Origin of the sequence: Anaerolinea thermophila UNI-1, from assembly GCF_000199675.1 — a bacterium.
Taxonomy (GTDB): Bacteria; Chloroflexota; Anaerolineae; order Anaerolineales; family Anaerolineaceae; genus Anaerolinea; species Anaerolinea thermophila.
In genome coordinates this window covers 3,480,970-3,499,765 of the sequence record NC_014960.1, presented here as the reverse complement: position 1 = coordinate 3,499,765, position 18,796 = coordinate 3,480,970, and the positions used below count along the sequence as shown (strand labels likewise).

17 protein-coding genes are annotated in these 18,796 nt (G+C 58.9%); 11 read left to right on the top strand and 6 right to left on the bottom strand.

Annotated elements, in window-relative coordinates; genetic code table 11:
- Positions 1–92: 92 nt before the first annotated feature.
- Positions 93–1,007, top strand: coding sequence for a 1,4-dihydroxy-2-naphthoate polyprenyltransferase (locus ANT_RS15685; protein WP_013561512.1), 915 nt, complete (start codon positions 93–95; stop codon positions 1,005–1,007).
- Positions 1,008–1,047: 40 nt separating this feature from the next.
- The gene (gatB, locus tag ANT_RS15680; protein ID WP_013561511.1) at positions 1,048–2,481 is read left to right on the top strand and encodes an Asp-tRNA(Asn)/Glu-tRNA(Gln) amidotransferase subunit GatB; all 1,434 of its coding nucleotides are present in this window, start codon (positions 1,048–1,050) and stop codon (positions 2,479–2,481) included.
- A 297-nt stretch (positions 2,482–2,778) separates the two neighbouring features.
- Here gatB and ANT_RS15675 read toward each other — a convergent pair whose 3' ends face one another.
- From ANT_RS15675 to ANT_RS15655, 6 genes are all read right to left on the bottom strand, one after another.
- Positions 2,779–3,042, bottom strand: coding sequence for a hypothetical protein (locus ANT_RS15675; RefSeq protein ID WP_013561510.1), 264 nt, complete (start codon positions 3,040–3,042; stop codon positions 2,779–2,781).
- 16 nt (positions 3,043–3,058) lie between these two features.
- Positions 3,059–3,598 carry a hypothetical protein gene (locus ANT_RS15670; protein WP_013561509.1) on the bottom strand — a complete coding sequence of 180 codons (540 nt, stop codon included), beginning with the start codon at positions 3,596–3,598 and terminating at the stop codon, positions 3,059–3,061.
- Positions 3,599–3,717: 119 nt separating this feature from the next.
- On the bottom strand, positions 3,718–4,329 hold the full coding sequence (locus ANT_RS15665) for an ABC transporter ATP-binding protein (RefSeq protein ID WP_013561508.1): 612 nt from the start codon (positions 4,327–4,329) through the stop codon (positions 3,718–3,720).
- Positions 4,316–4,747 carry a hypothetical protein gene (locus tag ANT_RS16735; protein WP_013561507.1) on the bottom strand — a complete coding sequence of 144 codons (432 nt, stop codon included), beginning with the start codon at positions 4,745–4,747 and terminating at the stop codon, positions 4,316–4,318. Before ANT_RS16735 ends, ANT_RS15665 begins: the two co-directional genes overlap by 14 nt.
- Complete coding sequence (locus tag ANT_RS15660) at positions 4,741–5,832, bottom strand: hypothetical protein (protein WP_041455102.1); 1,092 nt, start codon at positions 5,830–5,832, stop codon at positions 4,741–4,743. Before ANT_RS15660 ends, ANT_RS16735 begins: the two co-directional genes overlap by 7 nt.
- 56 nt (positions 5,833–5,888) lie before the next feature.
- Positions 5,889–6,338 carry a hypothetical protein gene (locus ANT_RS15655; RefSeq protein WP_013561505.1) on the bottom strand — a complete coding sequence of 150 codons (450 nt, stop codon included), beginning with the start codon at positions 6,336–6,338 and terminating at the stop codon, positions 5,889–5,891.
- Positions 6,339–6,710: 372 nt separating this feature from the next.
- Between ANT_RS15655 and ANT_RS15650 the strand changes: the two genes are divergently transcribed.
- The 9 genes from ANT_RS15650 to ANT_RS16730 all read left to right on the top strand — a co-directional run bounded on the left by ANT_RS15650 (position 6,711) and on the right by ANT_RS16730 (position 18,783).
- On the top strand, positions 6,711–7,394 hold the full coding sequence (locus ANT_RS15650) for a TolB family protein (RefSeq protein ID WP_013561504.1): 684 nt from the start codon (positions 6,711–6,713) through the stop codon (positions 7,392–7,394).
- A 15-nt stretch (positions 7,395–7,409) separates the two neighbouring features.
- Positions 7,410–7,844, top strand: a complete 435-nt coding sequence (locus tag ANT_RS15645) for a TolB family protein (RefSeq protein ID WP_013561503.1) — start codon at positions 7,410–7,412, stop codon at positions 7,842–7,844.
- A gap of 22 nt (positions 7,845–7,866) precedes the next feature.
- Positions 7,867–11,631 carry a carboxypeptidase-like regulatory domain-containing protein gene (locus ANT_RS15640; protein WP_013561502.1) on the top strand — a complete coding sequence of 1,255 codons (3,765 nt, stop codon included), beginning with the start codon at positions 7,867–7,869 and terminating at the stop codon, positions 11,629–11,631.
- A gap of 287 nt (positions 11,632–11,918) precedes the next feature.
- Positions 11,919–12,236 carry an RNA-binding regulator gene (rbp, locus tag ANT_RS15635; RefSeq protein ID WP_013561501.1) on the top strand — a complete coding sequence of 106 codons (318 nt, stop codon included), beginning with the start codon at positions 11,919–11,921 and terminating at the stop codon, positions 12,234–12,236.
- A gap of 175 nt (positions 12,237–12,411) precedes the next feature.
- Positions 12,412–13,554: an ABC transporter substrate-binding protein gene (locus tag ANT_RS15630; protein ID WP_013561500.1), complete on the top strand. Its 1,143-nt coding sequence runs from the start codon at positions 12,412–12,414 to the stop codon at positions 13,552–13,554.
- Between the two features lie 12 nt (positions 13,555–13,566).
- On the top strand, positions 13,567–14,502 hold the full coding sequence (locus ANT_RS15625) for an ABC transporter permease (RefSeq protein WP_013561499.1): 936 nt from the start codon (positions 13,567–13,569) through the stop codon (positions 14,500–14,502).
- Between the two features lie 17 nt (positions 14,503–14,519).
- Positions 14,520–15,338, top strand: coding sequence for an ABC transporter permease (locus ANT_RS15620; protein WP_013561498.1), 819 nt, complete (start codon positions 14,520–14,522; stop codon positions 15,336–15,338).
- Between the two features lie 24 nt (positions 15,339–15,362).
- Entirely contained in the window at positions 15,363–16,418 is a 1,056-nt protein-coding gene (locus ANT_RS15615) for an ABC transporter ATP-binding protein (RefSeq protein ID WP_013561497.1), read from the top strand.
- A 169-nt stretch (positions 16,419–16,587) separates the two neighbouring features.
- On the top strand, positions 16,588–18,783 hold the full coding sequence (locus tag ANT_RS16730; RefSeq protein WP_013561496.1) for an SH3 domain-containing protein: 2,196 nt from the start codon (positions 16,588–16,590) through the stop codon (positions 18,781–18,783).
- Positions 18,784–18,796: the final 13 nt, after the last annotated feature.

Sequence of the window (18,796 nt, the reverse complement as noted above, 5' to 3'; positions counted from 1 at the left end):
GAGAATCGTCCTATCATCCGGAGCAGATTTCCCTCTCTCAGGGTTTTGGACGCGGTATAATCTCCCTCAACTCCAACACATGCGGGAGGCCCATGACTCAAGCGCAACTTTCTCCCACTTCCCCTCTGCGCGTCTGGTGGATGGCGGCACGACCGCGCACCCTGCCCGCCGCCATTGCTCCGGTGATTGCCGCCAGTGCGCTGGCGTTTTACGACGGTATGTTCCGCTGGGATGCCGCGCTTGCCGCCCTGCTGGGCGCGCTCTTCCTGCAAATCGGCGCCAACCTTGCTAACGATGTGTACGACTACCAGAAGGGCGCCGATACCAGCCAGCGCGTCGGTCCCACCCGCGTCACGCAGGCGGGACTGCTCACCTCCGCGCAGGTCAAGATGGGCATGGCGGTGGTCTTCGGGCTGGCGGCGCTGTGCGGTGTGTACCTCACCCTTATCTCCGGCTGGCTGGTGATTGCCATCGGCGTGCTCTCCATCATCTCCGCTGTGCTGTACACCGCCGGACCCTACCCGCTGGGCTATAACGGCTTAGGCGACCTTTTCGTCTATCTTTTCTTCGGGCTGGCGGCGGTGGCAGGCACGTACTACGTGCATACCCGCACCGTCTCGCTGGCGGCGGTGGCGCTTTCCGTGCCGATTGGCGCGCTGGTGGTCAACATTCTGGTGGTCAACAACCTGCGCGATATTCCCACCGACACGCTGAGCGGCAAACGCACCCTGGCGGTGCGCTTCGGCGCCGACTGGACGCGCAAGGAATACCTCTCCCTGACGGTGCTGGCGTACCTCGCCCCCCTGCTGATGGCGCTTTCCGGGCTGGTCTCGCCGTGGATTTTGCTGTGCTGGCTCTCCATCCCCAAAGCCATCCCGCTGGTGCGCCAAATTTACACCGAAAGCGGGCGCGCCCTCAACCTCACGCTGGCGGGCACCGGTCAACTGGAACTGCTCTACTGCCTGCTCATGGCGCTTGGGCTGGCGCTGGCGAAATTTCTTGCCTGACCGGCTGATGATATAATCTTCCAGAGAGGATGCGTATCTTATGAGCGAATACGAAGCCGTCATCGGGCTGGAAACCCACATTCAACTCAACACCACCACCAAAATTTTCTGCTCGTGCAAAGCCGATTCGTGGAACGAGCCGCCCAACACCAATATCTGCCCGGTGTGTACCGGCTTGCCCGGCGTTTTGCCGGTGCTGAACAAAGCGGTGGTGGAAAAAGCCGTCCTGCTGGCGCACGCCATGCACGCCGAAATCCGCCCGATTTCCTACTTCGACCGCAAGAACTACTTCTACCCCGACCTGCCCAAGGGCTACCAGATTTCGCAGTACGATATGGCGCTGGCGCACGGCGGGTACTTCGACCTGCCCATGCCGCAGGGCTACGTGCGCCGCGTGACCATCCACAAACTGCACATCGAAGAGGATGCCGGCAAGACCAAGAACGTCAACGGTCAGCGCTACATTGACTTCAACCGCTGTGGCGTTCCGCTCATCGAAATGGTCACCGGACCCGACCTGCGCAGTGCCGATGAAGCCGCGCAGTACCTCATCCGCCTGCGCCAGCTTCTGCGCTGGCTGGGCATCTCCGAAGCCGATATGGAAAAAGCCCACCTGCGCTGTGATGCCAACGTCTCCATCCGCCCCAAGGGCGCGACCATCCTCAACCCCAAGACCGAAATCAAGAACGTCAACTCGATTGACGCCGTGCGCAACGCCATCCAGAACGAGATTGAGCGCCAGATTCGCGAGGTGGAAGCCGGGCGCCGCGTGGAAGCCTGGACGCTGGACTGGGACGACGAGACCCAAACCCTGCGCAAGATGCGCTCCAAAGAGACCGAAGCCGATTACCGCTACTTCCGCGAGCCGGACCTGCTCCCCGTGCGCCTGGATGACGCCTGGAAAGCCAGCATCCTGGCGAACTTCCCCGAACTGCCTCTGGCGCGGCGCGCGCGCTTCGTCGAGCAGTACGGCTTGCCCGAATACGATGCCGAAATCCTCACCGCCGAGCGCAGTCTCTCCGATTACTTCGAGAACGCCGTGCGCGCCTACGGCGGCGACCCCAAGAAAATCTCCAACTGGATGATGAACGACGTTCTGCGCCTGATCAACGAGCGCGGGCTTGACCCCGCCGCCATGCGCCTCAGCCCTGCCCATCTGGCGGAGATTCAGCGTCTGGTGGACGGCGGCACCATCAACCTGACCACCGCCAAAGCCCTGCTGGTGAAGGTGGAAGAGAGCGGTAACAGCCCCTCTGCCATTGTGGAAGCCGAAGGGCTGGCAAAGGTCAGCGATGACAGCGCCATCCGCGCGGTGGCGCAGGAAGTGCTGGCGGAGAATCCCAAAGAGGTGGAGTCCTACCGCAAGGGCAAGGTCACCCTCATCGGCTGGTTTGTCGGGCAGGTGATGCGCAAGATGCGCGGCAAAGCCGACCCCAACGTGGCGCGTCAGGTGCTGGAAGACCTGCTGAAGTGAGACCTGGAAGGGTGAAGGACAGAGGCGGCGCAAGAATGCGCCGCCTTTTTTGCCTGGACGTTCGGACGATGAGGTGTCACCACGAAGACGCGAAGGACGCAAAGAACAGGAAGGCGCGCCTCGACGCGCTCGTACCCCAAAAGGGGGAAGCAATCTCCCATAGAGATTCATCCCCCGCCAGCCCATGCGGGAAATTCTTTCGGAAGTACCGGGCAATCATAACGAGATGGGGTGTGTCTATCCTAAAACATAACACCCCCGGATTTATTTCACCGGGGGTGCTGAAGGGTTTGCGGTTTACTGCAGGTCGCTGAGGATGTCGGTCTGGTTAAGTTCCTTCTCCAGTTCCTGAAACAAACTGTCAATCTCTTCGGCTACCGAGACGTATTCATTCTCTGCACCGCTGGCAATGCCCTGAGCCGTTTGCACTACCGCGATCGGGGTTGCTGTGGACACCTGCGCCTGATCGACATCTCGCCAGCGCTGGGCGCGGGAGCAGGCGCTTACCAGCACGATGACCAGCACAACTAGAACGATGCTCATCCAGGTATTGCGGCGCATGCTTCACCTCTCTTTGTTAAGGTTGGGGCTGAGGACGGTGAGCATCGCGCCAGGCGCGCAGTGCCTGCCGCATTTCAATGACGCCCTTTTGCAGGGTCAGGTGGGCATCGCTCAGCGCGCGGTAGGCTTGTTCCACGGTTTGCTTTGCCGCCTGTGGGTCGGTGGCTTTGCCGTTATTGTCAAAGCCGGCATGGGTGTTGAGTACCGCCGCCGCCCGATCGTGATGTCCCTGCGCGGCGGTAATGGCGGAGTCAAAGGTGTTGAATGCCTGCTCCAGCGCGCTCACATCCAGCCCTTTCTGGCGGGCTTTTTCCATCAGTTCCCGTCCCTTGCTGGCGAAGGTGCGGGCGTTGTTCAGGTGATCTTCCTGCGCCGCCAGCCAGTTGAGTTCGCGCTGATAGGTGCGTTCCAGCACGCCCTCGCGCATTTGATTAATCTTATCCCTTACACCTCCCTCCGGAGCGGAAGACTGCGCCGCCACTGGCGCGGTTTGCATCATCAGCACGCCGAATGCCAGCAGAAACACTATTGCAATCGAAAATACTTTGAATTTCATGGGATAACCTCCATCTTGAGTTTTCATCCCCAAGGATACGGCATTCTGATCAGAGAGGAGTTATCAGGATGTAAAAAAGATGTAAAAAAGGCTTGCAGGAAAGGGGGAGATGAGCAAGTTTATCCCACACAAAAATCGGTCATCTCTGTAGCGTGGAGCGTGGCAATATCTCCCCGGCTGGTGAGTACAATCATGCTGTGCTGGTTCATGTGATGGATGAACCTGGCAAGGAACTCTTCCCCTTCGCCGTCAATGGCAATCAGCGGGTCGTCCAGGACGGTGAGTTTTCGCTGTAGCACATAGGCGGCAAGCAGTTGCGCCCGGCGCTTCTGCCCCATGGAGAGATTGCGCATGGGAACATTGCTCAAGGGGGTAATGTTCAATAACGCCAGCCCTTCGTGGAACCGGCTGTGGTCTGGCGGAACCTCGTAATATTCGCGAATCAGATCCACATATTGCAGAGGGGTCAGAAATTCCGGTACTTCGATTTTCTCCGGCAGGTAAAAAATATCCCGGGAGAGGCTGGGGTGCTTGTGGATGGGTTTGCCGTTGAACAGGGCTTCTCCCTGAAGTGGGGGGAGAATGCCCACCAGCGTTCTGACAAAGGTAGTCTTCCCCAATCCATTTGCCCCTTTCAGAAAGAGATACTCGCCTTCTTCCAGATGAAAGGAAATCTCCAGAAGCGGAAAATGATACCCACAGCGCAGAGATTGCACCTCAAGCCTGCTCATGACTCACCACACCTCCATACCAGCCCCATAAATCGATGGGGAAAGAAATTGCGTGCATAAGGAAGGGAAGGGCGAAAAGCCCATCGAACTGCGCGACCAGCAGTCCCACGCCGGACAGAATCAGCGAAGGCGCCAGCGCGGCAAGCAGTGCCTGCAGGTACAGGCGGGTGCCCTCCATCTTCAGGCAGATGGAATGCCAGGAAACGCAAATCTCCACCCGCGCATCGTTGGGGATGAAGAGCAAATGCAGCCATTCATGCAGAAAAAGCGTGCTCGGAATCAGCAATGCACACACTTCGAGACGCAGGAAAAGTTCCTGCCAGATCAACAGCAGGGGCAGTGGAATCAGGCAGGGCAACCAGAGAAGTTTGACCCGGGTGAGGGCTTTCAGCAGGTTCAGGCTTTGAGTTTTTAACATAGCACCTTTTTCATGTCCATATCATAAAACAGCAGGATCAGCCCCAGCGCACAGAAAAAGAGCCACAGCCCGTTTGCCGAGATGAAGGTATGCACCAGCCCCAGATAGAGCAGAGCGGCGTAGCCTGCCCAGTTGGAGTCCTCTGCCGTCAGCCAGAGGGTGTTGACAAACACCCCCATCAGCAGAAGAATCCAGATGCTTTGCGGAGAGACTTCGACAAAACGCAAACCCAGGAACAGAGGGACGAGCGGAAGTTGCCACAGGATGCCCAGCAGGACGCCCCACAACCGGCGGGTACAGGGTGTCCTGCGCAGTGCGCGGACAGAACCGAGGGCTTGTTCGGCGCTTCTGAAGCCCAGCAGGTTGAGAAAGGGCAAGAAGACAAACAGCACTGCTGCCGTCAGGAAAAGGGTGAAAAACAGAGGATGTTCAAAGTCGGGGTTACGGAATCCAATGTACTCGCCGGAGAGGACAAAACGCATGTCGCTTTGCCGGACAGAAACCAGCCACTGGAAGAGCAACAGTGCACCTCCGCCGATTAACAGGTAGCGGGGCTGAACCCGGAAGCCGCGCACCTGCCAGGCTTGCAACCTGCGCGTCACCCACAGGGCAAGCACTGCCAGGAACGGCATGCCGAAGAGGATCACACCGCTGGTCTGGTAAGACGGGCAGGCGCTGAATGCTGAAATCAGCGCCAGGGGCAGGAAAAGACCGCTGAGGAATGAGCCTTCTGCCAGCAGGGCTAAGAGCAAAAGGCTCAAAGTGTACTGCATGCTCAGCCACGAAAGTCCGGAGACACGAATCAGCAGGGGCAGGAACACCAGAGTCAACGCGCCAAAGGTCATCAGTGCGTTGGCTTCGCGGGCGGCGGGCAGGCGCAGATAAAATTCATTCAGGCACAGGACCTTGCGGGCGCGGAACATCCACACCCCCACGGAAGCAACGATGAGAAACGTCAGCGCATGCACTGCGGAGAGGTCGCGAATTGGGGGAAGAAAACCGGAAAGTCCCCAGCATACCGCCAGCAGAAGGGGATAAGCCGGAGAAGTCCAGAGGGCTTTGAAGAACAGCAGAGGGCGTTTCATGCCAGTCTTAAGGACGCGCAGAGGGTAAGGAAAGCCCGGCGGGGGGAATGAATCGGCTACAACCCCAGGGCTTGCCACATGGGCAGACTGCCGGTACTGCACTTGCAGTAAATTTCAAACAGGGTGATGCTCAGTTTGGTCTTGATTCCACACTCGCTGACTGGCTTTGGCGAGCAAACCACCGCCTTGCAGTATCCGCAGGCGCCGCCGTAGAGCGCCAGTGCAACTGCCGCCACCACAAGGATAATGACAATGGGACCGGCATAGTAGAAGAAGGTATTATTTTTCTTGACCGCCAGCGAATGGCTTATCCAGGCGATCATTCCCCCCAGCAAGATGCCCGGAATAAGCACCAGAGCGTTTTTCACCGCGTAGCCATTGGGCAGGGCGAGAATCCAGGGCAGGGATACTCCCTGCATGGCAAGCAAAACGCTCAGGTAAGCCACCAGCACCGTGGACATGGCAATCATCAGGATGCCATAGAGAATCAGCCATCCTTTTTTCATCAAGACACCTCCTGCACAGATGAAGGTCTTTTTGGATAAGGATTAATCGCCGGGCTTTCCTGGAAAAATTCTATAAAAAAATCCAGTATTGGATGAGAAAAAATTCACAAAGAAACTTAATTTTTAAAACCAAGACTGAGACGATCCAGTCCTGTGGGAGGGGGAAGCACAACGTAAGAAGAAAGAGCCCCGCTTTTTCCTTTCAGAAAAAGGTGGGATTGCCTTCGGGTGGAGAAATGCTTGGCGGTTTACTCAATTCCTGAATATGTGGCGCTTTTTGGAGATTGTGACTATTGTAACGAAAGTTTAATACGTTTCAGGATTTATTTATCGATATACTTAACTTAAAAGTATATCTTCTGAGGGAATTTCATGCGTAAGCAGTTTTTCCTTCCGGTTTTCCTGTGCGGGCTGATGCTTCTGTCTGCTCTGGCGTGCCGGTTTCTGCCTTTCCAGAAGTCCGATTCCCCGCTACTTTCCCCCACTCCCTCATCTGCGAACACTTTCTTCTCTGCCACAGCCCCTCGAGCGAGTAAAACTCCCCCCGTTGCCGCGTTGCCGTTAAGCCCGGAACGCTTCACCGAGACCCCCGTTCCAACTGTGGAGACTTTGCCGACACCGCAGGAAAATTTGCCGTTGCCTGCCGGTGGATGCCCCGAAAATTCCGGCAAAATCGTTTTTTCTTATGACCCGCGCGATGCCCCATCGGTCGGGTACGGCATTTACCTCATGGATTCAGACGGCTCCCACCGCCTGCGCCTTTCTGCAGAAGATGCCCTAACCGACAGCCAGCCGGCATGGTCTCCCGAACACTGCCGCATTGCCTTTGTGCGCTTTAATCATGAAGGCAGTGACGACATTTTCCTCATGAGCGCCGATGGCGGTTCTGTTCTTCAAATCACCCGCCATCCAGCCCGCGACACCTTCCCCGACTGGTCTCCCGACGGAATGCAAATTTCCTTCATCTCCGACCGCGACGGCTCCCGCAATCTCTTTGTGATGGACGTGAACGGCGAACATGTGCGCCAGTTAACCGATGCGCAGAGCCTGCCCTGAAGCGAAAAAGGCTATGTGCAGTGGCAGCAGTGGTCGCCGGACGGCGAAGAAATTGCCTTTACCTACAATGCGGGAGATGGGCAGGGAACCAGTATTTACCTCATTCGCCCCGATGGAAGCGGGTTGCGCAAACTGGCTTCTCGCGCCGCAGAGCCGGTCTGGTCTCCCGACGGCAGTCAGATTTACTTCTTTTCCAACCTGACGGGGCAGGTGGAAATCTGGCGTATCCGCCGCGATGGCAGTGGACTGCAACAGGTATCCAGCCTTTACCCGCAGGTGAATGTGGATCATTCGCTGAGGATCTCGCCCGACGGCGCTCAACTGGCGTTTTACGGGGTGGGTCCCGAGGTCGCCGAGTACGGCACAGAAATTTACGTATTGAACGTTGACGGCTCAAATTTGAGAAGTATCACTCTATCCCGAGGGCAGGAAGAGTGGCTGGACTGGTAATTTTTTTCATGCGGGGGGACGTATGAAAAACAAGAAAATCAATGGGATTCTCGGCTTGCTGGCGGCAGGAATGGCGGTTTTGTTCCTGATTCAACAAATCACCGTCCAGGCGCAGACCCAACCTAAAGTCTCTCACAACGCCTGCGTGGGCAATTGCGTGGTGGATGTCTTTTTTCTGCATTCCGAGCAGAGCGATTCGGTGGCTGAGGAAGTCTATCACCGCTGGTACGACACCTACTACACCCTGACCGACTGCGATAACAGTTGGGGAAGCAGGTTTTCCTTTCTGCTGGACGTCATTGGCGAAATTGTGGGCGCGCCGGGCGCGCCGACCCTGCAGTGCTGGCAGGGGGTGCTGGGGGTAGCCAATTCCTGCGAGCGTTCCTGCAACGAATATTTCCTGAAAGACGCCAAATATGCGCCCAACGTAAAAGTCTCCCTGCTTTCGGTAGAGCAGGGGTATGCCGAAGTTAAAGTGGATAACCACTCCAACACCGATGAACTGCCTGAGCGCGTTCCCAACGCTTACAGCCGAACCTTCCGCCTGCAGACGTACCTGCGCTATGGAGAAGGCACTCCCCTGCTGGTGAATCAACAGGATATGCCCAGTTTGAGTTTCCCCAACTGGATTGCCCGCGGGGGGTATTCGAACTGCATCAGCGCTTTTGGCGTTGAGGAACAGCGCTGTACCCTTTTGAGCGCTTTCCTCATCCCCAATGAAATCACCACCGCAGTAGAGTTTGGCAACGGCGCTTTGTACGACCTGACCGCTCAGGTTGAGGACTTATCCGAAGCCAATGGGTCATTCTCCAGCGACGGCTATGTGCGCCTGCTCAGCGATGGGGACAGCCTCACCATCCGGCAGGGCGATTTTGCCGGGGTGGCATGGATTAAGACGCACAACAAATCCAAAGATACTCACTCCCAGAAAATCATCCCCTGGGACGCCCGCAACGGCTCGGTGACCATTACCAATCACGAGTGCAACACCATCCTTTCCACTTGCTGGATTACCGGAGACCGTACTGAAGTGGATACCTATGTGATTGCCCTGCACGGTCCCGCCGAGAAGATGCTTCCAGGGTATTATCAGGTTGAAGTGGTGGCGGAGATGGAACACGACAAGAACATCGCCGACAACCGCGCCGTTTATGACTATGATGCCGTCCCCGAAAGCACTCAAACCGGCGGGAACGAAGGCACCACCCAACCCCTGAAGGTCAGCGACTTGCCGATTGTGGACTTGCCCGGCGCAGGCATCTACGACGAGCAAATTCCGGACGGTATGCCTGGGGTGATGTACCGCCTCAGCGTGCCTGCACCCCTGCAAAAACTCACCGTGAGCGTGATTCCCCAATCTGCCCATGCTTTCCAAACCTTTGTCCGCCGCGGAGAAATTCCCGTACCCGATTACCCCACCATCAACAATGATTTCGACTGCTGGATGCAAGCCAACCCCGAATTTTATGACGTGTGTCCTTACGGCAGTCTGCCCGCCGGCGAGGTGTATCTCTTCGTCAAAGGGGACGCCGGGAGCGCCTATCAGGTGAAGATTGATTGGGTATTGCGCTCGGCTACGCCCACCCTCTCGGCGCAGGCAACACCCACCCCGCAAGCCACGCCTCTGCTCACTCAAGAGGCGCTCACCCTGAGCGAAGTTGAGGACAACGGACAGCGCGCGACTGCCAACGCCTGGAATCTGCAGGCGCCGTTTACCGGTCAGGTGACCCTGTATGACACAGATTACCTTTCAATCACCCTGCCGCAGACCGGCATCTACACCTTCACCCTCACGCCCTTCAGCCCGAATCTTCAAGCCAGCCTGCGCTTGCACCGTTTTGAGATCGGCGACATCATTTACACTGCCCGCGCTCCTGCAAGAGGCAGTCCGGCAGTGTTAACCTTTGGCGGGCTGGCGGGCGAGCAGTACTATCTCTCGGTGTACGCCGGTAATCTCCGCAACAGTGACCCGGCGCAAACCTATCAGTTGGCTCTGACCCGCTTGACCCCCGACCCGGACGAACCCAACGACTCCCGCCAGCAAGCCGTTTCCTGGGACGTGAGTGCGCCTTACCAGGGATACCTCATCCGCATGTTGTACGACCGGGATTACCTGAAGGTGCAGTTTCCCCAGTCGGGCATTTACACGCTTCAGGCGGAAGACCTGGAGCAGACGCAGAGATTGACCCTCTCGCTGAGATCTCTCCGCGGGGATACCCTCCTGTCTGCGCGGGCAAACACGCGCGGCGCTCCCGCCCGTCTGACCTTCGATGCCTCTGCCGGCGAGGAATTTTTGCTTGTCCTGTCCGGCGAATACACCTTTGGTCAGCCCAATCCCTACCGGGTAAGCGTGGCGGAGATGATTCCCGACCCGCACGAACCCAACGATGAGCGTCAGCAAGCTACTTTTTGGGATGTTTCTCAGGGATCGATTCAGGGGTACATGTGGGACGGCATCCGGGGATCGGCAGATTACTATCAGATTGTGGCTCCCCCAACCCGGGAGAACAGCGCGGTTACCTTCACCCTCACCAATCCATCGCCGGAGATGACGCTCAACCTTTCGCTCATCAACGCCAGAGGCTCTACCCTGAAAACCGTCAATTCACCTAAAGGACAGGCGGTGGAACTGAGCGCCGCCCTGGAAGCCCACAAGACCTACTATCTTCGGGTGTACTCTCTCAACAACAAGAAATCGTCCGCTCCCTACACCCTCAGCGCATCCTATACACCGGAAGACTCCCAAACCGGCGCGCAGGCGGTCAGAACCATTCGCGCCACTGTTCGGACGTTATCCAGCGGGCTTGTTCCCCTGCCCTTGCCGGGGGTGGAAATCTACGCGCGGGTAGACGGCAAACCGGAGATCCTGCTCGGCAAGACCAACCGCCTGGGCAGTCTGGCGTCCAACCTGGAAGTATCCGCCGGGCAGGAAATCACCCTGCGGACGGTTAAGCCGAACATGGAGTTCACCCCAGCGCAAGACGTATGGGTGGTGGATGAGACGTCCCGCGGTCACCGCTGGACGTTTTACGGAAGCGAATCGCCGGTGGTTTACTCCACCCCCGAAGCCACACACACGCCCGCCGTCTCCACAATGACGCCTTCGCCCAAACCCCGCGAGACGCAGACACATACGCCGCGGCCTTCAGCCACGCCCCAGCCCACCTTCACCCCGGCATTGCCCAGCGCAACCCCCATGCCCGAACAGGGGCGCATCACCGGCTATCTCTGGCGGTTATTCCCCGATTCGCCCCCTGCCGGCGTGGGCGCCGGGGAAGTTTTGCTGACCATCAACGGCGTGGAGCAACCTGTTGTCAGAAGCATGATTGACGGCTCTTACACCATCCCGCTCCCTGCGTTGCAGGCAGGAGATGTCCTGCGCCTCTCCGCGCGCGGACAGGAAGACCGGTTTGAGCCTGAAGCGTACGAGTGGAAGGCAGAAGAAGGGGTGAGCGAGTGGTTTTACGAGTTTTATTCTTACTGGGGAACCATTACGCCGCCCGCGCGCGATGACCAGAATAAACTCTCCGGCAGGGTGACCGACGCGCAGGGGAGGGGGGTCCCCGGCGTTTACATCATTGTCCAGATGGGCAAATCCGACGCGCTCCAGCGCCTGGGTCCCACCGATGCGGATGGGTATTATCAGGGCTATGTGCGCCTGCCCAGTCGCATCATGGTCACCGTGTGGGTGGACCCGCCCGGCTTTGTGCCTTCGCGCCAGCAGTTTTTCCACGCCTACGCCCCCGAAGACCGCACCCTGAACTTTTTCCGGGCAGAAGGACGGTGAGCGGTTGGGAAAATGATTGGCTTTCGATTGACTTTTTCCGAAAAGGTGCTACAATGATGTTCGTAGTCGCCCGAAGTTTGCAGAGGTTGTCCGTTTGGGGGCTTGCAGTTTTCAAAAGCGATGCGTTTGCAGAGCGCCCGGTTGGTGTGATGGTTTCCGTGCAGTTCTCGGTCAGAGTTGAATTTTGACCCTCTTGCTGGCTCCACCCCGAATCTGTAGCCGAAATAACGCTTCCTTCTGAACGTTCGGGAGAGCCATTTCTTTTTGTATCAAGAGGAGTCAATCGTATGAATATCTATGTAGGAAACCTGCCGTTCTCAGCCAATGAAGACGATCTGCGCAGCGCATTTGCTGCCTACGGCACCGTCACTTCCGCCGCCGTGATCAAGGACCAGTTCTCGGGTCAGTCCCGCGGTTTCGGCTTCGTGGAAATGCCCAATCAGGCTGAGGCAGAAGCCGCCATTCAGGGGCTCAACGGTAAGGAACTCAAAGGGCGCGCCCTGCGCGTCAACGAAGCTCGTCCCCGCGAAGAGCGCCGCCCCGGCGGAGACCGCCCGCGACGCCCCGGTGGCGGAGATCGCCGCAATGACCGCCGCGGCTGGTAGTTTTTCCCCTATTTTTTGACCTGAACACAGCGGGATTTCCCCCGCTGTGTTTGCTTTTAAACCCCTCTTAACGCAACCTTAACCCAAGATATGCCGTGATGGTTTGGTGGGAAAAGGTTTTCATTATACAATAGAGGCGTTGTATCGAATTTTTCGTTCCAAGGAGGAGGAAAACATGTTCTTTTCTGGAAAGTCCCATTGGGTGCGCCTGCTGAGCCTGGTGTTGCTGGTTGCCATGCTGGCTTCCTGCACCGCCACGCCCACTGCCAAACCGGCTGAACCGGGCGCCGACAACGGCGCGCTTCAGCCGCTGGTGGACGCCGCCAAGCAGGAAGGCACGCTGACCACCATCGCCCTGCCGCACGACTGGTGCAACTACGGCGAAGCCATCGAAACCTTCAAAGCCAAGTACGGCATCAAGGTCAACGAATTGAACCCCGATGCCAGTTCCGCTGAGGAAATCGAAGCCATCAAAGCCAACAAAGAGAGCAAGGGTCCCCAAGCCCCGGATGTGATTGACGTGGGCTACGCGTTCGGTCCGCAGTTGATTGACGAGGGCTTAGCCATGCCCTACAAAGTTTCCACCTGGGACAGCATTCCCGCCAACCTGAAGAACGCCGACGGCTACTGGTACGGCGATTACTACGGCGTGATGGCGTTCGAGGTCAACAAGGACGTGGTTCAAAACGTCCCGCAGGACTGGGCTGACCTGCTCAAGCCGGAGTACAAGAATCAGGTGGCTCTGGCGGGCGATCCGCGCATCTCCGCGCAGGCGCAGATGAGCGTGTACGCCGCGGCGCTGGCAAGCGGCGGCTCGCTGGATGACGTCCAGCCCGGGCTGGAGTTCTTCAAGAAACTCAACGAAGCGGGCAACTTTGTGCCGGTGATTGCCAAGCAGTCCACCCTTGCCAAGGGCGAGACCCCCGTCGTCCTGCGCTGGGACTACAACGCCCTGGCGGACAAGAAAGCCCTGGAAGGCAACCCTGAAATCGAAGTCGTCATCCCCAAGAGCGGTGTGATTGCCGGCGTGTACATTCAAGCCATCAGCGCCTATGCCCCGCACCCCAACGCCGCCAAATTGTGGATGGAGTTCCTCTACTCTGACGAGGGTCAGTTGATCTGGCTCAAAGGCGGATGCCGCCCGGTGCGCTTCGATGACATGCTCAAACGCAATGCCATTCCGCAGGATCTGCTGGCGCAACTGCCCCCCGCAGAACTGTACGCCAAAGCGGTTTTCCCCTCCATCGAGCAGTTGAACGCCGCGCGCGCGGCGATTGCCGAGAACTGGGATAAAGTAGTCGGCGCAGACGTCAAATAAGACCCTGTACGCATGAGTCCCGCATTGCTTCGCCAATCGGGCAATGAGGGGGGGCTGGGACTGCGTCCCGCCTCCCCTTCTTCCCCTCCCCGCGCCCCAAAGCAGAGCGGGCTTTGGGCATGGGCAGGGGTTGCCCCCTTCTTCCTGTTTGCTTTGCTCTTCATGCTGTTGCCCTCGCTCTCTCTGCTGGTGGGCAGTTTCCGCGATGCGCAGGGCAACTTCACCCTGGAGAATATCCGCAGTCTCTTCACCCCCTCCATCCTCAGCGCCTATTCCATCAGCATCCGCATCAGCCTGGTGACGGCGCTGGGCGGGGCGCTGTTTGGCTTCCTGCTGGCGTATGCCGTCATTCTGGGCGGACTGCCGCGCTGGGCGCGTGATGCCTTGCTGACCTTTTCGGGGGTGGCTTCCAACTTTGCCGGTGTGCCGCTGGCGTTTGCCTTCGTGGCTACCCTCGGACGGTTGGGCATGCTCACCGTCTTCCTGAAAGCCATCGGCATTGACCTGTACGAAGCCGGCTTCAACCTGTACAGTTTCTGGGGGTTGAGTTTTACCTACATGTACTTCCAGTTCCCCCTGATGGTGCTGATCATTGCCCCGGCGCTGGAAGGGCTGAAGCGCGAGTGGCGCGAAGCCGCTGAAAACCTCGGCGCCACTGCCTGGCAGTACTGGCGCATGGTGGCACTGCCCATCCTGACCCCCTCGATTCTCGGCGCCATCATCCTGCTGTTTGGCAATGCCTTTGGTGCATACGCTACAGCGCTCTCGCTGACTGGCGGGCTGATTAATCTCATCACCATTCTCATCGGCGCGCAGATGATGGGCGACGTGCTGTACAACCCCGGTTTGGGCTATGCGCTTTCGTTCGGCATGATTGTGGTCATGGCGCTCAATATGGTGGTGTACTACTTCCTGCGCAAGCGCAGTGAGCGCTGGCTGAAACGGTAAAGGGAAAGGACGTGCCTATGCCTCAAGGACAAACCATTCCGCTCCGTCAGCGCCTGCTTTCCTGGTTCTTTCTCTTGCTGGGCGCGCTGTACTTCTTCCTGCCTCTGGTGGCTACGCTGGAGTTTTCCATGCGGGCAAAGAAAGGCGTGCTCAGTTTTCTGGCGTATGAGCGCGTTCTGCGCGACCCCAAATTCGTGCAGGCGTTCACCTTCTCGCTTGAACTGGCGCTTCTTACAGTCATCGTGGCGGTGATTCTGGTGGTGCCCACCGCCTACTGGATTCGCCTGCGCCTGCCGCAACTGCGCCCCATCGTGGAGTTCATCACCCTCATCCCCTTTGTCGTGCCTGCCATTGTGCTGGTCTTCGGGTTGATTCGCGTCTTCAGCCGCCCGCCGCTGCTGTTGACCAATTCGGAAACCGGCACGCAGATTCTGCTGATTGCCGGGTATGTGGTGCTGGTGTTGCCGTATATGTACCGCGCGGTGGATACCGGCTTGCAGGCGCTGGACATCCGCACGCTCACCGAAGCCGCCCAGAGTTTGGGGGCTGACTGGTGGACGATTATCACCCGCATCATCTTCCCCAACCTGCGCAGTGCCATTTTGAGCGGTGCGTTCCTCACCATCACCATCGTCATGGGCGAGTTGACCATGGCGTCCTTCCTGGTGGGATTGCGCGCCTTTGGCCCGTACATGTCGCAGGTGGGGCAAAACCGCGCTTACGAGGGCGCCGCGCTGGCGGTCATCAGTTTCCTGCTCACGTGGGCGTTTACCACGCTGTTCCAGTTTGTCGGCAGGCGCGCGCTGGGCGGCGATCAGACCTTTGCGGCTCGTTAAAACCTTGCATTTCAGGTGAGGATTATGGCGTATTTGAGTTTGACAGGGCTTTCCAAACGATTTGGACAAACCATTGCCGTTGAGGACTTCAACCTCGAAATCGAACGCGGGGAACTGGTCTCGTTTCTCGGACCCAGCGGGTGCGGGAAAACCACCACCCTGCGCATGATTGCCGGATTCGAGTACCCCACCACCGGTCAGATTGTGCTGGACGGGGTGGAGATTACCCACCTGCCGCCCAACCGCCGTCAGATTGGCATGGTGTTCCAGTCGTATGCCCTGTTTCCCAACCTGACCGTAGGCGAAAACATCGCCTTTGGCTTGAAGATTGCCAAACGCCCCGCCGAGGAAATCCGCCAGACGGTAGAGGAAATGCTGAATTTGATTCATTTGAGCAACTACGGCGACCGCTACCCCTACCAGTTGTCCGGTGGGCAACAGCAGAGGGTGGCTCTGGCGCGCGCGCTGGCGATCCGTCCGCGGGTGCTTTTGCTGGATGAACCCCTCTCGGCGCTGGATGCCAAAATCCGCGTGGAACTGCGCGAGGAAATCCGCCGTATTCAGCAGACGCTGGGCATCACGGCAGTGTACGTCACCCACGATCAGGAAGAAGCCCTCTCGCTGTCCGACCGCGTGGTGGTGATGAATGCCGGGCATATCGAACAAGCCGGCACGCCCTTTGAGGTGTACAACTACCCCAAAACGCGCTTTGTGGCGTCTTTCATCGGGCAGTTGAACCTGTTGCCCGTGCGGGTGAGCGATCCGGCACGCGGGGTGGTGCTGTTTAAAGACACCCCCATCCAGGTGGAGACGCCTGCGGCGCTGGCTGGGGTGAGCGAAGCCACCCTGGCACTGCGCCCCGAGGAACTCAACCTGGGCGAGGTTGTTGGGCGCAATCACCTGCGCGGAAAAGTGCTGGATGTGATGTTCCTGGGCGCGATTGTGCGCGTGCGTGTGGATTTGCAGGGGGACGAAGTCCTGGCAGACCTGTTCAACGAACGGCAGATGATTCTGCCCAAAGTGGGCGAAGAGGTGACGCTTAATTTTCCACCGCATGCCTGCTGGATTATTCAGGGGTAACCCCCACGCTTCAGCATGTACCAGCCCCCGGAGTGCGCTTCGGGGGCTTTTTTTCGCCGTGTTGCCGGGATGGCAAAACATCCCTGCAGGGGAAGATTTGCTGTTGTTGCATTATTTTTATCATTAATGATTGAAAATATCCTATAATGAAAACGTGCTGGAGGTGGACATGAGCGTACTGGAAACGCGTTTTGACCCGCTGGTGCATGGCTTTCTGTTCTTTGAGCCGTCCGAAGAAGCCCTGGAACTTCCCCTGCCTTACGGGGGCAGGTTAAGCCTGGAAAAACTGGTGCATGGACTGGCAGCCGGCATGACCTTTGCCGCGCTGGATCGTTTTCATGCCGGAGTCTTTTTTCCGCTGGATCAACCCAGCGCGGCGTTGCGCGTCTGGCTGCGCGACCGTCAGGCGGACTGTCTGACCCCGCAGACCGTGATGGAGATGCTGCAGTTGCGTCTGATGGAGCCATCTGCCCGGCGTGCCTTGCTCTGGCGGCGGGCGAGCGGTACGGTGCGGCGCCAAATGCAGCGCGGAAATCCGCTTGCCCTGGCGCTGGTCGGTGTGGAGACCTGCGACTTTGGCGTCCTGATGGCATACGAACGGCGCACGGACAGGGAACTGCGCTGGCGGGTGTACAACCCGGCGTTGCCAGATGAAACGCTCCATCTCACCGTGGAGGCGTTGGAGGAAGGCATTCGGTTGACCGCCGGGGAACGCCGTTGGGATGGCTTTCTGGTCTTGCCGTACCATCCTCAACCGGTGCCGGCTTTTCTGCAAACCCGCCCTGCGGGCTTTGCCAGGGCATCGGCTGAAGCGGTGTCTGAGCCCGCCGAAACCGGCGCTGCCTTCGAGGCGCTTGAGGCGCGCGCCGCGCTTGCCGAGCCGATGCCTGAGGGCGTTGAAGGCGCCGGGGCGCTTGCCGAACCTGCCGGGGCAGACATCCGCTTGCGCTGGCCCGTGGACAGCCGCCGCATCAACCAGTACTTCGGCGAAAACCCTGCCACGTACAAACCCTTTGGTTTGCCCGGGCATGAGGGCTTGGACCTGTATGCCCCTGACGGCGCCAATATCTACGCCGCCGCCGATGGGGTGGTGGAGATGGCAGGACATCCCTCAGGACACCCCTACGGTTTGCAGATTCGCCTGCGTCACGAAGTCAACGGCAGGGTATTCCGCACCATCTATGCGCATCTCTCCAAAATTCTGGTGCGCCAGAACGACAGCGTTAAAGCCGGGGACCTGATCGGGCTGGCAGATAACACCGGTAATTCCTTCGGCTCGCATCTGCACCTGACGCTGAAAATCGAAGGCGCCAGGACGCCCGGGTATCCTGCTGAAATTGTGGACCCCCTGCCGTATCTGGAGCAGATGGCCCCGCCCCCGCCTGCGCCGACACCGGTTGAACCTTTGCCCCCGGAGAGCGGGATAGAAGTGTTCACCACCGCGCCGCTCAACCTGCGGGAACAGCCCAACACGCAGGCAAACGTGCGCGCGGGCATCCCCGCGGGCGAACGGCTGATGACGCTGGGCGACCCGGCGCAGATTCAGGCACGTGTGGGCAAAGAGGGGCAGTGGCTGCAGGTGCGCACCGCCGGGGGGACAACGGGATGGGTGGCGGCATGGTACGTCCAGCGTGTGGATCAAACGCAACCGCCCTCGGATGTGGTGGTCTATCCGGTGGGCGCGGTCAATCTGCGCAGTGGACCCGGCACGGGGTTTGACGTGATTGCGACCCTGCAACCCACCGACGCGCTGACCGTGCTGGGCACCGGCGACCTGGCGCGGGCGAAAATCGGCAAGCAGGGGGAGTGGCTTCAGGTGCAGACCGCCCAGGGACAGCGCGGGTATGTAGCCGCCTGGCTGGTGCATCTGACCGGGCAGGCGCCCGCTCCCACCGGGCTGGTGGTGTACCCGCTGGGCGCGCTCAACGTGCGCGCCCGTCCGGCGCTGGACGCCAATGTGCTGGCGGTTGCCGTGGCAGGCGAAGCCCTGGAAGTGCTGGGCGACCGCGCCGAAGCGCAAGCCAAACTGGGCAAACAGGGCGAATGGCTGAATGTGCGCACCCCGCAGAAGTTTGTGGGCTATGTAGCGGCCTGGCTGGTGGTGGCTCAGAAGCCTACCCAGCCCACTGCCCCGGAAACCCTGTTGCTCAAAGCCAGCGTGGACCTTAACCTGCGGGCTCAGCCCACCCTCAACGCCCCGCGCGTGGGGGGCATCCGCACCGGCGAGACCTTCCGCGTGCTGGAAACCGACCTCACCGCGGCGGGGGCGAAAGTGGGCAAGACCGGCGAATGGATTTATGGCGAAAATCCGCAGGGGGTGCGCGGCTGGGCGGCGGCGTGGTTTCTCATCCCCAAAGAGCCGTAAGCCCGCCCAAGCC

What these genes read in the sequence shown, in the direction of transcription:
- ANT_RS15685 (WP_013561512.1), top strand. Translation starts at nt 93, where the DNA reads ATGACTCAAGCGCAACTTTCTCCCACTTCCCCTCTGCGCGTCTGGTGG.
- gatB (WP_013561511.1), top strand. Translation starts at nt 1,048, where the DNA reads ATGAGCGAATACGAAGCCGTCATCGGGCTGGAAACCCACATTCAACTC.
- ANT_RS15675 (WP_013561510.1), bottom strand. Translation starts at nt 3,042, where the DNA reads ATGCGCCGCAATACCTGGATGAGCATCGTTCTAGTTGTGCTGGTCATC.
- ANT_RS15670 (WP_013561509.1), bottom strand. Translation starts at nt 3,598, where the DNA reads ATGAAATTCAAAGTATTTTCGATTGCAATAGTGTTTCTGCTGGCATTC.
- ANT_RS15665 (WP_013561508.1), bottom strand. Translation starts at nt 4,329, where the DNA reads ATGAGCAGGCTTGAGGTGCAATCTCTGCGCTGTGGGTATCATTTTCCG.
- ANT_RS16735 (WP_013561507.1), bottom strand. Translation starts at nt 4,747, where the DNA reads ATGTTAAAAACTCAAAGCCTGAACCTGCTGAAAGCCCTCACCCGGGTC.
- ANT_RS15660 (WP_041455102.1), bottom strand. Translation starts at nt 5,832, where the DNA reads ATGAAACGCCCTCTGCTGTTCTTCAAAGCCCTCTGGACTTCTCCGGCT.
- ANT_RS15655 (WP_013561505.1), bottom strand. Translation starts at nt 6,338, where the DNA reads ATGAAAAAAGGATGGCTGATTCTCTATGGCATCCTGATGATTGCCATG.
- ANT_RS15650 (WP_013561504.1), top strand. Translation starts at nt 6,711, where the DNA reads ATGCGTAAGCAGTTTTTCCTTCCGGTTTTCCTGTGCGGGCTGATGCTT.
- ANT_RS15640 (WP_013561502.1), top strand. Translation starts at nt 7,867, where the DNA reads ATGAAAAACAAGAAAATCAATGGGATTCTCGGCTTGCTGGCGGCAGGA.
- rbp (WP_013561501.1), top strand. Translation starts at nt 11,919, where the DNA reads ATGAATATCTATGTAGGAAACCTGCCGTTCTCAGCCAATGAAGACGAT.
- ANT_RS15630 (WP_013561500.1), top strand. Translation starts at nt 12,412, where the DNA reads ATGTTCTTTTCTGGAAAGTCCCATTGGGTGCGCCTGCTGAGCCTGGTG.
- ANT_RS15625 (WP_013561499.1), top strand. Translation starts at nt 13,567, where the DNA reads ATGAGTCCCGCATTGCTTCGCCAATCGGGCAATGAGGGGGGGCTGGGA.
- ANT_RS15620 (WP_013561498.1), top strand. Translation starts at nt 14,520, where the DNA reads ATGCCTCAAGGACAAACCATTCCGCTCCGTCAGCGCCTGCTTTCCTGG.
- ANT_RS15615 (WP_013561497.1), top strand. Translation starts at nt 15,363, where the DNA reads ATGGCGTATTTGAGTTTGACAGGGCTTTCCAAACGATTTGGACAAACC.
- ANT_RS16730 (WP_013561496.1), top strand. Translation starts at nt 16,588, where the DNA reads ATGAGCGTACTGGAAACGCGTTTTGACCCGCTGGTGCATGGCTTTCTG.